This window comes from Nitrobacter winogradskyi Nb-255 (genome assembly GCF_000012725.1).
GTDB lineage: Bacteria > Pseudomonadota > Alphaproteobacteria > Rhizobiales > Xanthobacteraceae > Nitrobacter > Nitrobacter winogradskyi.
The window spans coordinates 124,099-137,368 of sequence record NC_007406.1; the positions used below are offsets into that span (position 1 = coordinate 124,099).

Below are 13,270 nucleotides of genomic sequence, written 5' to 3' on the forward strand. Positions count from 1 at the left end.
ATATGCTGGTGATTGGGCTGACCGGCTCGATCGGAATGGGGAAATCGACCACCGCCCGACTTTTCTCGGAAGCGGGAGTTCCGGTTTACGACGCGGACGCGACCGTTCACGCCATCTACGAAGGAGAGGCGGCTTTCCTGGTCGAGGCCGCGTTTCCGGGAACAACCGTCAACGGCAAGGTCGACCGTGAAAAATTGTCGGCGAAGGTCGTGCACGACGCCGCAGCCATGAAGCGGCTCGAGCAGATCGTACATCCCCTGCTCTACGATTACCGTCAGGCGTTTCTTCAGCAGGCCGAACGATCAGGTGCCGCGGTGGCGGTGATCGACGTGCCGTTGCTGTTTGAAACCGGGGGCGAACGGTCAGTCGATGCCGTTGTTGTCGTCACGACAACGCCTGAAATTCAGCGTGAACGCATTCTGGCGCGCGGCAATATGACGAGCGAAAAGCTGAAGGCTATCCAGGCCCGCCAGTTGCCGGACGCCGAAAAGCGCAAGCGGGCGGATTTCGTAGTGGATACCTCGCACGGTGTCGATGCTGTGCGCACGCAAATCCGCGAAATTCTGGCAGCGGCTGCTAAGATGCCGCGACGGCGGTCCTGAATCACGGGAGCGTTTCCGCTCTGACGGAATCAATGCGGACTCCAGCATTTTGATTTGACGTGTTTCTTCACGCGAACCGGATTCCACTTCGCTAGATAACGCTGCAATCTCACGGAACTTCATGCGCGAAATCGTTCTCGATACCGAAACCACCGGCCTGGATCCGCTGCGAGGCGACCGCCTTGTTGAGATCGGCTGCGTTGAGATGTTCAACCGCATGCCGACGGGACAGACGTTCCACCGCTACATCAATCCCGAACGTGACATGCCGCAGGAGGCATTCGCGGTCCATGGCCTGTCGAGCGATTTTCTCGCCGACAAACCGCTGTTTGCGCACGTCGTCGATGAGTTTCTGGAGTTTATCGGTGATGCGCCCTTGGTCATTCACAACGCATCGTTCGATATCAGCTTCATCAATGCCGAGCTTGATCGTCTTAAAAGGCAAGCGATCGGCCGCGATCGGCTGGTGGATACGCTGTTGCTGGCGCGTCGGAAGCATCCCGGCGTCTCGAACCGGCTGGACGATCTGTGCTCGCGCTATGCCATCGACAACAGCCGTCGGACCAAGCACGGCGCATTGCTGGACGCCGAACTGCTGGCGGAAGTCTATATCGATCTGATCGGCGCGCGCCAGTCGCAATTGATCCTGGTGGAAACTGCGCCCCGCCAGCGCGGCGGGTCATTGGAAATGCCAAGACGCCAGCGAACCGTGCCGCTGGCGTCACGCGTCACCGCGGCCGACCGCATCGCGCATCGGGAGTTCATCGCTACACTCGGCGAGAAGGCGATTTGGATGGAATTCCTGGAACAGGACTCCGAAAAGACCAGAACCGGCCTGTAGACGGGATTATGATCAACTTGGCTGTTGTTGCGCCGCGGCCTGACGTTCCATGTTCTGTCGATACAGGCTTACGAAATCGATGGGGTCGAGCATCAATGGCGGGAATCCGCCGTCACGAACGGCCGTGGCGACGATTTCGCGGGCGAAGGGGAACAACAGCCGAGGACATTCGATCATCACCAGCGGATGAAGATTTTCCTGGGGAACGTTGACGATCCGGAATACGCCCGCATAAGCGAGTTCGAAACTGAACATCAGTTTGCCGGCATGTTCCGCCTTGCCTTCGACTTTGAGCACCACCTCGTAGTCGTTCTCCGCCACATTGCTGGCGCCGACATTGATCTGAACGTTGATCGAGGGAGGCTGTTGCTGAGGCGCGAGAGAGGCGGGCGAGTTGGGATTCTCGAAAGAGAAATCCTTGGTGTACTGGGCCAGCACGTTCAACTGGGGTGAAGGGGCTGTCTCGGGTGGCGTGCCGTTGCCGTTGGTCATGGATTTCTCTCCTGAAACTTCGAGCCGGCCTGCCGTGCCTGCTTGAATGGCGAAGTGCCGTATCGGGGCGAGTGGCTAACATAATGCTGCCGCTGTTCACAAGGACGGCGGAAGCGCCGGCGAACCGGACCATCCTTTGGGCCGCCCGCGTGCTTTTGCCTCGCCCCCAGGTTCAACCTGTTGAAGAAACAGGTTTTATCCTTGGAATTCCGAATTTCCCCTTTGATAGGAAACGCGCTATGTTCGGTAAGCTTTGCAAGCTAAGGAGTCCTCGCTGATCCCATCGTTATGCTAGAATGCGCTCTTGGCCGGCCGAGGTTTCGTACTTAAATTAATCAGGCGGCCATGCGAACCTGCCCTCATCTGGACGTTTGTTCTCTGGACGTTTGTTCGCCGGTCGTGACCTGGACCGATCAGAACCGGACCGGACCGATCAGAAAGTGGAGACGACGTGGATATTTACACCATCATTTTCCTCGCGCTGGCGGTCTTTATTTTCCTGCGTCTGCGCAGCGTTCTCGGGCAGCGGACCGGAAGTGAGCGTCCGCCTTATGACCGTGCCACGCGCGAAGTCCTGGGCGGCACCCAGGACAATAACGTGGTCCCGGTTCCGGGAACCGTGATCAATCAGTCATCGGCGGCGCCCTCCGCCGATGTCGGGGGCGCAGCCGACCGATGGAAGAGTGTGGCTGAACCCGGCACGCCCCTCGCTTTGGGGCTCGACGCCATCGCGGCGCAGGATTCCTCCTTCGATCCCGCGCATTTCCTGAGCGGCGCGCGGAGCGCCTATGAGATGATCGTGCTGGCATTCGCCAACGGGGATCGCCGGACCTTGAAGGACCTGTTGTCGTCCGATGTCTACGAAAGCTTCGATGCGGCCATCAAGGATAGAGAGAGGCTCGAGCAGAAAACGGAAACGCGATTTGTCTCGATCGATAAGGTGGAGCTGATTGGCGCGGAGGTGCGCGACGGTGCCGAGCAGCTGACGGTCCGCTTCATTTCGCAGATGATTTCGGTCACCCGCGACAAGACCGGAGCCATCGTCGACGGAAACCCGGAGAAGATTTCCGATATTACCGATGTTTGGACGTTTGCCCGCGATATTTCCTCGCGCGACCCGAACTGGAAACTGGTTGGCACCGGAAGCGCCAGCTGAGCTTTATCGGGTCAGAAGGTTCGCGGTCGGATTATGCATCGCCGCCGCGACTGCGCCTGTCACCGTTCAGGCTCAGGGCAGCGGCCATCGTTCCGTTGGGCCGCTCGAGATCACCGGCGCCCAATATTCGCCGGTTGCCTTTGCCGATATCGCCGGCTGGAATACCGACAATCATCTCGAGGCATTCAAGGCTTTTCGCGCCAGTTGCCGCGGCGTAACCGCGCGGCGCGTCTCGGCCGTCAGCCACAAGGCGCTCGGCGCATCCTTGCGGGAGCCGTGCCGCGTGGCGAAGCCGATGAATATCTCGGACAATGCCAAAGCGAGAGCTTTCTTTGAGGACCATTTCCGGGCCGTGCGCATTTCACGTCTCGGCGAAACGGACGGCTTCGTCACCGGCTATTACGAGCCGATCATCGACGGATCGCGTACCAGGACCGATGTCTACACCGTGCCGGTCTACCGCCGTCCTTCGAACCTTTTCGTCCGGGGATTCTCGCAAAGCGCGCCGAGCCTGCCTAACAGCGGGCCGGTGTTTCGCAAGATTGGCCGCAGAAAGCTGGTTCCCTACTACGATCGCGCGGAAATCGAGGACGGCGCGATCGAAGGCCGCGGCCTGGAAATCTGCTGGCTGAAGAGCCAGACCGATTTGCTCTTCACGCAAATCCAGGGCTCGGCGCGGGTTCGTCTCGAGGACGGCTCGACCATACGCATCAACTATGATTCCTATAACGGATATCCATATACCGCGGTGGGTCGTATCCTGATCGAACGCGACATCATCCCGAAGGATCAGATGTCGATGCAGCGCATCAGGCAATGGATGGCCGACAACCCCGATGGCGCGAATGAATTGCGCCGGCAGAACCGTTCCTATGTGTTTTTTCATGAGGTGAAACTCTCCGACAATGACGAGGCCATCGGAGCACAGGGCCTGCCGTTGACGCCGGGCAGGTCGATTGCGGTCGACAAATCACTGCATGTTTACGGTACGCCTTTCTTTATCGAAGGCGAGCTGCCGATCGAATCCGCCCAGGCGAAAACGCCGTTCCATCGATTGATGATCGCGCAGGATACAGGGTCCGCCATTGTTGGTCCGGCCCGCGCGGACCTTTACTTCGGCGCAGGCTCGGAGGCAGGGCGGGTGTCAGGCCGTCTGCGCCACAACATGAACTTCGTCATGCTTGTCCCGAACAGCCTTGATCCGGTAGCCCGCGCCAGAACCATGCCGCTTCCGGAAACACGACCTTCGGCAACAATCGCAAGGCTGTTTCCGCCGAGCGATCAGAAGCCTGGCAGCACCCCGCCAGCGTCCGGGCTTTCTTCGACCCCCGCGAGAGAGCAGACCGGGGCCGCCGCTGTGCCGACAGCGAAAGCCGCGTCATCGGAAGCCGCTCCCCTGCCATCGGCGCGGCCCGGGGTCAGATCAAGTCGGAAACCGCGATATCGCAAGCATCAGCGCCGCCTCTGGCATCGCCGGGCGCGATGAAACGCTTCTCGCCCGACGCATCCGCGCGACCGCGCCGCCGGCGCGTCCTTACCGACGAGGAACGCCGGTTGTGGGAAAGCGTCGCGGGGCAAGCCAAGCCGCTGCGCAAACCATCTCCGCCCGATTCCTTTCAACCTAGGCTCGAGGTGAAATCCGCGAGCATCGCAGAGTTCGCGACCCGGTCTGAATCTGACCCGACCGGAAAAGCGGTCAGGTTCAATAACCCGCCGCGGGCGGCGCTCACCCGCCGCGAGCGATCGCAACTGTCCCGAGGGCGGAAAGACATCGATGCACGGATCGACCTGCATGGGATGACGCAGACACGGGCATATCGAGCCTTGCTGCGGTTTTTGCAGGATGCATCGGGCGATGGCCTCATCTTCGTGCTTGTCATTACCGGCAAGGGCCGCGCGAAGGGAGCGGATTCCGAGCGAGGCGTCCTGCGGCGGCAGGTCCCGCAATGGCTGGCTCTCCCCGAGTTTCGCTCGCTGGTCGTCGGTTTCGACGAGGCGCATCTCGGCCATGGCGGCGAGGGCGCACTTTACGTGCGCTTGCGGCGCAGAGTCAGGGCATGATCTCGAACGTGAAGCGGCTCTCGGCACCGGACCATGCTCGATCAGGCCCCCGGTTTGTAGGCGCCGCTTCTGATTGAATCGGAAACGAAGTTCTGGATCGTTGGTCTGACGCGTTTTCTTCAAGCGGACCCGTATCAACCTCGCTCGAAATCGCTATAGTCGTCGAGAATGCCCGACGTCGCCGCCTCTGATTTCCGTCATCCCCGCCGCTACGTCCGTCTGGATACGATCTTGCGGCTGCGCTGGCTTGCGGCGCTGGGGCAGCTCGCGGCGATCTTCGTCGTCGCCCAGGGTCTCCAGTTCGACCTGCCGATCATTCCCTGTGTCGTGATCGTCGGGTTGTCGTCGCTGCTCAATCTGGTTTTGCAGGTCAGCTTCAATCCGATGCAGCGGTTGGAGCCGCGTCATGCCGCGGCGTTGCTTGCGCTGAACATTGCTGAACTGGCCGTCCTGCTGTTCTTCACCGGCGGCTTGCAGAATCCGTTCTCGTATCTGTTTCTGGCGCCGGTGTTGATCTCGGCCACCGCCTTGCCGACGCGAATGACGATGGCGCTCGGCGGCTTCGCGGTCGCCTGCGCGACGGTTCTGGGCTTCACCCATTTGCCGCTGCCGTGGGATGCATCCAATCCGCTCATCCTGCCGCCGATCTATCTCATAGGGGTCTGGTTATCGATCGTTCTCGCGATCGGTGTCACCAGCCTTTACACCTTCCAGGTGACGGAGCAGGCGCGCAAACTGTCCGACGCTCTCGCGGCGACCGAACTGGTTCTGACCCGCGAACAGCATCTGACCCAGATCGACGGCCTTGCCGCCGCGGCCGCCCACGAACTCGGAACGCCGCTTTCAACCATTTTCCTGATTTCGCGGGAACTGGAAAAAGCTCTGCAGGAAAATGGCGCGCAGGAGCCACAGCGGCTGGCCGGTGATCTCAGGATCGTGCGAGAGCAAGCGCAGCGCTGCCGCGATATCCTCGCCAAGATCGCGCAACTGTCGTCATCGGGAGCCCCGTTCGACCGTATGCCGCTGTCCACCCTGATCGAGGAAACCGTTGCGCCGCATCGCGACTTCGGCATCGACATCAAAACCCGGATCGAGGCGGCGGGCGACCATGAACCGGTCGGCATACGCAACCCGGCGATCCTCTACGGGGTCGGTAACATTCTTGAGAACGCCGTCGACTTCGCCCGTAGCGCGGTCGAAGTGAATGCCTGGTGGAGCAAGGACAGCGTCGAGATCGTCATTGCCGATGACGGACCGGGCATCGTCCCCGACATTCTCAAGAGGATCGGCGAGCCTTACCTGTCGCGTCGTCGCAATGTCGGCGATGCACAGAGCGGACGCACAGGGCTGGGTCTCGGAATCTTTATCGCCCGAACCTTGCTGGAGCGAACCGGGGCAAGGGTGTCCTTCAAGAACCGGACGTTCCCCGATCACGGCGCGGTGGTCAGGATCGTGTGGCCGCGCATCCGCTTTGAAACAGCGAAAACGATTGCGGAGACAACAGGATAGTTATCACGGACCGCGACCTTGGCAACAATTGCTTGCGGTGCGCGGTTCAGCGACCATATGATTTCATACCAAACCAAGCGCGAGGTATCCCTGTGAACGCCACCCCCGACGTCTCCCCGCAAGCCGACCGCTCGCTGCTGATCGTCGAGGATGACAAACCGTTTCTGGAGCGTCTGTCGCGCGCCATGGAAACGCGCGGCTTCAATGTGACCCCATGCGACAGTGTCTCTGATGGCCTTGCGCATATCGGAAAGTCTGCGCCGGCTTTTGCCGTGGTCGATCTCCGGCTGGGCGACGGCAACGGCCTCGACGTCGTATCCGCGCTTAAACGCGAGCGCCCCGATGCGAGGGCGATCGTGCTGACCGGTTACGGCAACATCGCGACCGCTGTGACGGCGGTGAAGCTGGGCGCGATCGATTACCTGTCCAAGCCTGCCGATGCCGACGACGTGGTCGCGGCGCTGCTCGCCAGCGGCACGGCGAAGTCCGAGGTCCCGCCGAATCCGATGTCGGCCGATCGCGTGCGCTGGGAACACATTCAGCGCATCTATGAGATGTGCAATCGCAATGTGTCGGAAACAGCCCGGCGGCTCAACATGCACCGCCGCACGCTGCAACGCATTCTGGCGAAACGCGCGCCTCGCTGAATCGAGATTTGATCCAACGGAAGCGAGAAGGCCCCTGGGTGCGGTTCAACTGCGTTCAATCAAGCTGTGTTTCTTTCGACTGAGCAGGATCTTGTCCGAAAACCGGTTTCCACGTTTCGGGATCTTGCTCTAAAATTCGCTTTCGGCATGACCCTGCGGATCGGCGAGGCGATTGAGACGTTGCGCCGCCGCCATCCCGAAGCGCAGCATCATCGCCTTGCGCGTCGGGGACGGCAGCCGGTGCTCCGGCGCTTCGCAGTGCAAGTACGCGCCATAAGCGTCGGCAACGATCAGCCCGGTATCGCCGGGGAATATATCGCACCGCAGATCGCGCGTGAAGGCGAAGAACAGGCGATCGCAATGCGCCCGATAGTCCTGCCACTTCCTGTCCGCACGCAAATCGTCGGCCGAGGATTTGATCTCGACGATCCAGATCTCCCCGCGCGCGTTGACGGCTACCAGATCGGCACGGCGTCCCGACGGCAGCGACAATTCGCTGAGACAGGCAAACCCAAGCGATCGTAAAAGTCTTCCGGTCCCGCGTGCGATAGCCAGCGCGGTCGCTGACTGGCGGCGATCCGGCGGGACCATAAGAGCGATGTGGGCGGCGTTCGTTTCCATGCGGTTGGACCAAGTATGTCCGATCTCGTGGTTCGCCACCATATTATAAAGCTGAAGACGCGGGCTACGCCCGTTCCCCTGCCGGAGCCAGCGGCGAACTTGGCCGTTTGCGCCGTGTTTTGAGCTTTTCGGAGGCTGAACCGGCGATGCCGCGAAATCGCTTGGCGATGCCCTAAAAATCGGCATTGTGCGGGTATGACGAGGGAAGACCAGACCAGGGCCAAAGTCGGCGCCGCAATCATTCCGGTAACGCCGTTCCGGCAGAACTGCACGCTGCTGTGGTGCGAGGCGACCAGGGACGGGGTGGTCATCGATCCCGGAGGCGATATTCCGCTGATCAGGGCAGCCATTAAGCAGGCGGGCGTGACGGTCGGACGGATCTGGCTTACGCATGGCCATATTGATCATGTGGGGGGCGCCGCGGAGTTGCGCGACGCGTTGAAGGTTCCCATCATGGGGCCGCATGTCGCCGACAAGTTCCTGCTCGACCATGTCGTCGAAAGCGGACGGCACTACGGCATGACCGGCATGCGCGATTTTGTCCCCGACCGCTGGCTCGAGGACGGCGATCAGGTCGAGGTGGGTCAACTCGCGTTCGACGTTCTTCATTGCCCCGGCCATTCGCCCGGAAGCGTGGTTTTCTTTAACGCCGATCTCCATTTTGCGCATGTCGGCGACGTGTTGTTCAACGGTTCCGTCGGCCGCACCGACTTGCCCGGCGGCAGCCGCGCCGTCCTGATCAAATCGATAACGGACAAACTGTTGCCGCTTGGAGATGACGTCGCTTTCATCTGCGGACATGGACCGGGATCGACCATCGGCCACGAGCGCGTGAGCAATCCGTTCCTGACCGGAAATGTATGTGACTGAGTATTTTGGAGCATCTTCCGCGAAGTGGATACCGGTCACGCGGTGCAGACTGCGAGTCGCTCCTGTTCTTCGCCGTGAGGGATGGCGCCGGCACACCTTTGCAACCGAGCGTCAGTGGGAAATGATGTCACGCACACGCCGTGAGAGATGGCCGAGATCGAACGGCTTGGTGATCATGTCCATGCCGGGTTGGAGGAAGCCCTTGGCGTTTGCGGCATTGTCCGCATAGCCGGTCATGAAGAGGATTTTCAGATCCGGGCGGAGTTCGCGCGCCTGATCCGCGAGTTGGCGTCCGTTCATGCCGGGAAGTCCGATGTCGGTGAGCAGGAGATCGACCGGCTTGTCCAATTGCAGAATCCGCAAGCCTTCCGCTCCGTCCGCGGCCTCGCGCGTGACATAACCCTGATCATGCAGCATCTCGACGATGATGCCGCGCACGACAGGCTCGTCCTCGACCACCAGAACCGTTCCCCCTGTGGCGGTGATCCTGCTTGCGGGAGAGGCTTGAACAGCCTCCGCGACGCTGTCATGACGCGGCAGAGACAGGCTGATCGACGTGCCTCGTCCCGGCGCGGTGTCGAGCGCGATGTGGCCGTTCGATTGCCGCGCGAACCCGTAGATCATCGACAGGCCTAGTCCGGTGCCGTGGCCGATCGGTTTGGTGGTGAAAAAGGGATCGAAGGCGCGCGCGGCGACATCGGCGGTCATGCCTGTTCCGGTATCGGCGACGGTGATGCAGATATAGTCGCCCGGCTGCCTGGTGGAGGAGCCGGACCCGGCGGTGTCGAGGCTCACATTCGCCGTGGCGATCGTGAGCCTGCCGCCGTTGGGCATGGCGTCCCGTGCGTTGATGGCGAGATTGAGCAGCGCGCTTTCGAGCTGATTGGGATCGCACAGCGTCGGCCAGAGAAGTTTCGATGGAGCGATTTTCAGCTCGATGGCCTCGCCGATCGTCCTGCGCAGCAGGTCCTCGAGCGAGAGGATGAGCTGGTTGGCGTCGACCGGCTTCGGCACCAGGGGCTGTCTGCGGGCGAACGCCAACAGGCGGTGCGTCAGCGCCGCGGCCCGATTGGCCGAGGCCATCGCGGCTTCGATGTAACGGCCCGCGCGATCGGTGCGCCCCTGCTTGATGTGCGTCTGCAACAGATCCAGCGAGCCGACGATACCGGTGAGCAGGTTGTTGAAGTCGTGGGCGATGCCGCCGGTCAACTGGCCGACGGCTTCCATCTTTTGCGACTGGCGCAGCGCTTCTTCGGCCGCCCTCAGCCGCTCGGCGGCCGCCTTCTCGGCAGTGACATCGCGCGCCACGGCGTAAATAAGGTTCTGGTCCGGAACCGCGGTCCACGACAGCCACCTGTAGGAGCCGTCCTTGTGACGAAGCCGGTTTTCGAACCGAACCGTCGCTTTACCGCGAGCGAGACGGCGGACCTCAACCCGGGTCTTGACGATGTCATCGGGATGCTCGATCCATTCGGCGGTCCGCTCCGTCAGCTCAGCCTCGCTCCAGCCGAGCGTCCTCGTCCAGGCGGGATTGACGGAGCGCCAGATGCCATGCTGGTCCATGACCAGAAGCAAGTCCTGGGACACATTCCAGATCCTGTCGCGCTCGCGGGTTTTCTCCTCGACGCGCTCGGCGAGCGTCGCGTTCAGTTCGGCAAGCTTTGCCGCGATCCGCTTCTGATCGTGGACATCGGTGTCGGTGCCGATCCAGCGGATGATGCGACCATCTTCATCGCGCGCCGGCAAGGCGCGGGACAGAAACCAGTGATAGACGCCGTCGGATCTCCGCAGCCTGAATTCGATCTCATAGGGTTCGCCGCTGGTTACCGCGCGAGTCCTCGCCGCGGCCGCGGCTGGCGCATCATCGGGATGAACGATCCTATTCCAGTCGTTGCCGCCGGGTTCGCCCGGCCGTGCGCCGACGTAATCGTAGAAGCGCCGATTGAACCAGTTGAACGAGCCGTCGGATGTGGCGGTCCAGACGTGATGCGGCAGCGCTTCTGCAAGCGTGCGAAATTCCTGTTCGCGCTGGCGGATCGAGCGTTCCGCTTCGACCTGGTCGGTGATGTCGATGTGGGCGCCGAACAGGCGGATCGCTTTCCCGTCCGCATCGCGCTCGATCACCGATCGGGCCGAAATCCAGCGCGTCTCGCCGTCGTTCGGCCGGATGATCCGGTAGCGTACCGCGTATTCGCGATCGCCGCCCCGGATCGCATCGATGAACTGCCCCTCGGCGACCGCGCGATCATCGGGATGAACGCGGCGAAGCCAGTCCTCCCGGCTTTCGTGGACGGCGTCGGACGGAAGGCCGTGTATCTTCAAGTACTCCGGCGACTTGCGACTGCGGTGGCCGGTGCGCAGATCGACCTCGAGGCCGCCGATCCGCCCGATCGCCTGCACGCGCGCAAGCTCGGTCTCCCGCTCCTGCAAGGCCATCCTGGCAAGATGTTCGCGCGTGACATCGCGGCATACCACGAGCACGCCCCCGACACCTTCCTCGTCATCGATGGGGCTGAATCCATAGGTCCAATAGACCTGCTCCAGTCGTCCGTTCCGCGTGACCGGAACAAGCTGCTCCTCGTGCCAGGTCGCCCCGCGGCCGGACATGACGTACTCGATCTGGGGGCCGATGATGTCCCATATCTCGGCCCAGCACTCCCTGCCCTTTTGACCGAGCGCGCCGGGATGCCGCTCCGGTCCCAGGGTTTGCCGGTAGGCATCGTTATAGAACTGGATCAAGTCCGACCCCCACCAGATGAACATCGGGTGGTTGGTGTTCAGCACGATCCGCACCGCCGTGCGCAGGCTCTGCGGCCACGCATCGGGAGTGCCGACGGATGTGGAGTCCCAATCGAAACGGCGCGTCAGCTCGCCCATTTCCCCGCCTCCGGCAAGGAACGCTCCGGAACTGACACTTTCCTTCTCTGGCATTAACGGAACAAGTTGTTGGGTAGCCGTCCGGGCGGGTAACCCCGATGACGCCGCATACCGGGGTCACAACAATCGGGACAGAATGCTTTAACTCCCTGCCTGGTTCCATTTATTTTTGCGGTGGGCGGTCTTTTCGAAAACGCTATAGAATGCCGCGGTATGCGCGCAAAATCCGCCTCCCCGAAATTCCACATCGAAACGCCCAGGATCCGCACTTTTTCCATTGCGGGCCACCAACTGGCTGCCCCGGCGGCCGCGCCCGGTCTTCATCTGGTCGCGACGCCGATCGGCCATCTCGGAGACATTACCTTGCGGGCGCTTGAAACCCTCGCAGGCGTCGATTTCATCGCTTGCGAAGACACCCGCATCACCCGCCGCCTTACCGAACGCTACGCGATCACAGGCCTGCTCAAGCCCTACCACGAGCATAATGCCGCGACCGCGCGGCCGAAGATTCTGGCGCAACTGGCGCAAGGCGCCTCCATCGCGCTGGTCTCCGACGCCGGCACGCCATTGATTTCCGATCCGGGCTTCAAGCTGGTTCGTGACGTGTGCGCCGCCGGCCATCAGGTGATCGCGCTTCCGGGGGCGTCTTCGGTGCTGGCGGCGCTGTCGGTCGCGGCGCTGCCGACGGACCGGTTCTTCTTCGAGGGGTTTCTGCCGGCGAAGGAGACCGCGCGCCGCACCCGCCTTGCCGAACTCGCGACCATCGACGCCACCCTTGTGATGTTCGAATCCGGCAGCCGCATCCGCAGAGCCTTGCCCGATCTCGCGGCCGTCCTCGGAAATCGCGCCGCCGCTATCTGTCGCGAACTGACCAAGCTGCACCAGGATATCCACCGTGCGGGCCTCACGGAGCTTGCGGAGGTTGCCGCAACGTTGGAAACGCGGGGTGAATTCGTCCTGGTGGTCGGACCACCGGCGGAAGATTCAGGCGCGCTGTCCTCCGGCGATCTGGACGAACTGTTGCTGAGCCTGTTGAAGGAAGGCAGCGTCAAGGACAGTGTGGCTCGCGCGGTCGAAATCTCGGGCCACCCCCGACGTCAGGTCTACGCCCGTGCGCTTGAGCTCGCCGGACAGATAAGAGACATTGGCGACAATGGCTGCAAGTAACGACCCTTCCCGAAACGACCCGGAGGCCGCAGCGCCCGTGCGCGTCGCGGCGTTTCACGCCGGTCTTTCAGCAGAAAGACGCGCCGCCGCCTATCTGATCGCCAAGGGCTACCGGATTCTGGCGCGCCGGTTTCGCACCCCCTATGGCGAGATCGATATCGTGGCCCGTCGGCGACAGCTTCTCGCCTTCGTCGAAGTCAAGGCCCGCCGCAGTCTCGATGACGCCGCCTATGCGGTGACGCGGAAACAGCAGCAGAGGATCATCAACGCGGCTCAGGCCTGGTTGATGGCGCACCCCGAACATGAGACCTTCGAGTTTCGCTTCGACGCCATGCTGATTGCACCGCGACGTCTGCCGCGCCATCTGTTAGGTGCATTCGACGCCAGCACATAGCCTCGGGCGCGCATAGACGGAATTCAACCGGAC

13 protein-coding genes are annotated in these 13,270 nt (G+C 61.9%); 10 read left to right on the forward strand and 3 right to left on the reverse strand.

What is annotated here, in order from left to right; all coding sequences use genetic code 11:
• Nucleotides 1-2: 2 nt before the first annotated feature.
• Nucleotides 3-602 carry a dephospho-CoA kinase gene (gene coaE / locus NWI_RS00555; RefSeq protein WP_011313441.1) on the forward strand — a complete coding sequence of 200 codons (600 nt, stop codon included), beginning with the start codon at nucleotides 3-5 and terminating at the stop codon, nucleotides 600-602.
• Nucleotides 603-723: 121 nt separating this feature from the next.
• The gene (dnaQ, locus tag NWI_RS00560; protein WP_011313442.1) at nucleotides 724-1,443 is read left to right on the forward strand and encodes a DNA polymerase III subunit epsilon; all 720 of its coding nucleotides are present in this window, start codon (nucleotides 724-726) and stop codon (nucleotides 1,441-1,443) included.
• Between the two features lie 12 nt (nucleotides 1,444-1,455).
• On the opposite strand, the gene secB is transcribed toward dnaQ, so the two are convergent.
• Entirely contained in the window at nucleotides 1,456-1,935 is a 480-nt protein-coding gene (gene secB, locus NWI_RS00565) for a protein-export chaperone SecB (RefSeq protein WP_011313443.1), read from the reverse strand.
• A gap of 451 nt (nucleotides 1,936-2,386) precedes the next feature.
• On the opposite strand from secB, the gene NWI_RS00570 reads away from it, so the two are divergent.
• The 5 genes from NWI_RS00570 to NWI_RS00590 all read left to right on the forward strand — a co-directional run bounded on the left by NWI_RS00570 (nucleotide 2,387) and on the right by NWI_RS00590 (nucleotide 7,308).
• Nucleotides 2,387-3,091, forward strand: a complete 705-nt coding sequence (locus tag NWI_RS00570; RefSeq protein WP_011313444.1) for a Tim44/TimA family putative adaptor protein — start codon at nucleotides 2,387-2,389, stop codon at nucleotides 3,089-3,091.
• On the forward strand, nucleotides 3,069-4,577 hold the full coding sequence (gene mltA, locus NWI_RS00575; RefSeq protein WP_011313445.1) for a murein transglycosylase A: 1,509 nt from the start codon (nucleotides 3,069-3,071) through the stop codon (nucleotides 4,575-4,577). Before NWI_RS00570 ends, mltA begins: the two co-directional genes overlap by 23 nt.
• The gene (locus NWI_RS00580) at nucleotides 4,574-5,152 is read left to right on the forward strand and encodes a Smr/MutS family protein (protein ID WP_011313446.1); all 579 of its coding nucleotides are present in this window, start codon (nucleotides 4,574-4,576) and stop codon (nucleotides 5,150-5,152) included. Before mltA ends, NWI_RS00580 begins: the two co-directional genes overlap by 4 nt.
• Before the next feature lie 168 nt (nucleotides 5,153-5,320).
• The gene (locus NWI_RS00585) at nucleotides 5,321-6,661 is read left to right on the forward strand and encodes an ActS/PrrB/RegB family redox-sensitive histidine kinase (RefSeq protein ID WP_011313447.1); all 1,341 of its coding nucleotides are present in this window, start codon (nucleotides 5,321-5,323) and stop codon (nucleotides 6,659-6,661) included.
• 92 nt (nucleotides 6,662-6,753) lie between these two features.
• The gene (locus tag NWI_RS00590) at nucleotides 6,754-7,308 is read left to right on the forward strand and encodes an ActR/PrrA/RegA family redox response regulator transcription factor (protein ID WP_011313448.1); all 555 of its coding nucleotides are present in this window, start codon (nucleotides 6,754-6,756) and stop codon (nucleotides 7,306-7,308) included.
• A 129-nt stretch (nucleotides 7,309-7,437) separates the two neighbouring features.
• Here NWI_RS00590 and NWI_RS00595 read toward each other — a convergent pair whose 3' ends face one another.
• Nucleotides 7,438-7,929, reverse strand: a complete 492-nt coding sequence (locus NWI_RS00595) for an MmcB family DNA repair protein (protein ID WP_011313449.1) — start codon at nucleotides 7,927-7,929, stop codon at nucleotides 7,438-7,440.
• Between the two features lie 195 nt (nucleotides 7,930-8,124).
• Here NWI_RS00595 and NWI_RS00600 point away from each other — a divergent pair, with 195 nt between their 5' ends.
• Nucleotides 8,125-8,799: an MBL fold metallo-hydrolase gene (locus NWI_RS00600; RefSeq protein ID WP_011313450.1), complete on the forward strand. Its 675-nt coding sequence runs from the start codon at nucleotides 8,125-8,127 to the stop codon at nucleotides 8,797-8,799.
• Nucleotides 8,800-8,910: 111 nt separating this feature from the next.
• Here NWI_RS00600 and NWI_RS00605 read toward each other — a convergent pair whose 3' ends face one another.
• Nucleotides 8,911-11,730, reverse strand: a complete 2,820-nt coding sequence (locus NWI_RS00605; protein ID WP_011313451.1) for a hybrid sensor histidine kinase/response regulator — start codon at nucleotides 11,728-11,730, stop codon at nucleotides 8,911-8,913.
• Nucleotides 11,731-11,889: 159 nt separating this feature from the next.
• On the opposite strand from NWI_RS00605, the gene rsmI reads away from it, so the two are divergent.
• Together rsmI and NWI_RS00615 are read left to right on the forward strand one after the other, a co-directional pair.
• Nucleotides 11,890-12,843 (forward strand): 16S rRNA (cytidine(1402)-2'-O)-methyltransferase, encoded by a 954-nt coding sequence (rsmI, locus tag NWI_RS00610; protein WP_011313452.1) that lies wholly within the window; start codon nucleotides 11,890-11,892, stop codon nucleotides 12,841-12,843.
• Nucleotides 12,830-13,237 carry a YraN family protein gene (locus NWI_RS00615; protein ID WP_041344627.1) on the forward strand — a complete coding sequence of 136 codons (408 nt, stop codon included), beginning with the start codon at nucleotides 12,830-12,832 and terminating at the stop codon, nucleotides 13,235-13,237. Before rsmI ends, NWI_RS00615 begins: the two co-directional genes overlap by 14 nt.
• Nucleotides 13,238-13,270: the final 33 nt, after the last annotated feature.

Excerpts from the sequence above, each read along its gene's own strand:
- coaE (WP_011313441.1), top strand. The coding sequence starts at position 3 with ATGCTGGTGATTGGGCTGACCGGCTCGATCGGAATGGGGAAATCGACC.
- dnaQ (WP_011313442.1), top strand. The coding sequence starts at position 724 with ATGCGCGAAATCGTTCTCGATACCGAAACCACCGGCCTGGATCCGCTG.
- secB (WP_011313443.1), bottom strand. The coding sequence starts at position 1,935 with ATGACCAACGGCAACGGCACGCCACCCGAGACAGCCCCTTCACCCCAG.
- NWI_RS00580 (WP_011313446.1), top strand. The coding sequence starts at position 4,574 with ATGAAACGCTTCTCGCCCGACGCATCCGCGCGACCGCGCCGCCGGCGC.
- NWI_RS00585 (WP_011313447.1), top strand. The coding sequence starts at position 5,321 with ATGCCCGACGTCGCCGCCTCTGATTTCCGTCATCCCCGCCGCTACGTC.
- NWI_RS00595 (WP_011313449.1), bottom strand. The coding sequence starts at position 7,929 with ATGGAAACGAACGCCGCCCACATCGCTCTTATGGTCCCGCCGGATCGC.
- NWI_RS00600 (WP_011313450.1), top strand. The coding sequence starts at position 8,125 with ATGACGAGGGAAGACCAGACCAGGGCCAAAGTCGGCGCCGCAATCATT.
- NWI_RS00605 (WP_011313451.1), bottom strand. The coding sequence starts at position 11,730 with ATGCCAGAGAAGGAAAGTGTCAGTTCCGGAGCGTTCCTTGCCGGAGGC.
- rsmI (WP_011313452.1), top strand. The coding sequence starts at position 11,890 with ATGCGCGCAAAATCCGCCTCCCCGAAATTCCACATCGAAACGCCCAGG.
- NWI_RS00615 (WP_041344627.1), top strand. The coding sequence starts at position 12,830 with ATGGCTGCAAGTAACGACCCTTCCCGAAACGACCCGGAGGCCGCAGCG.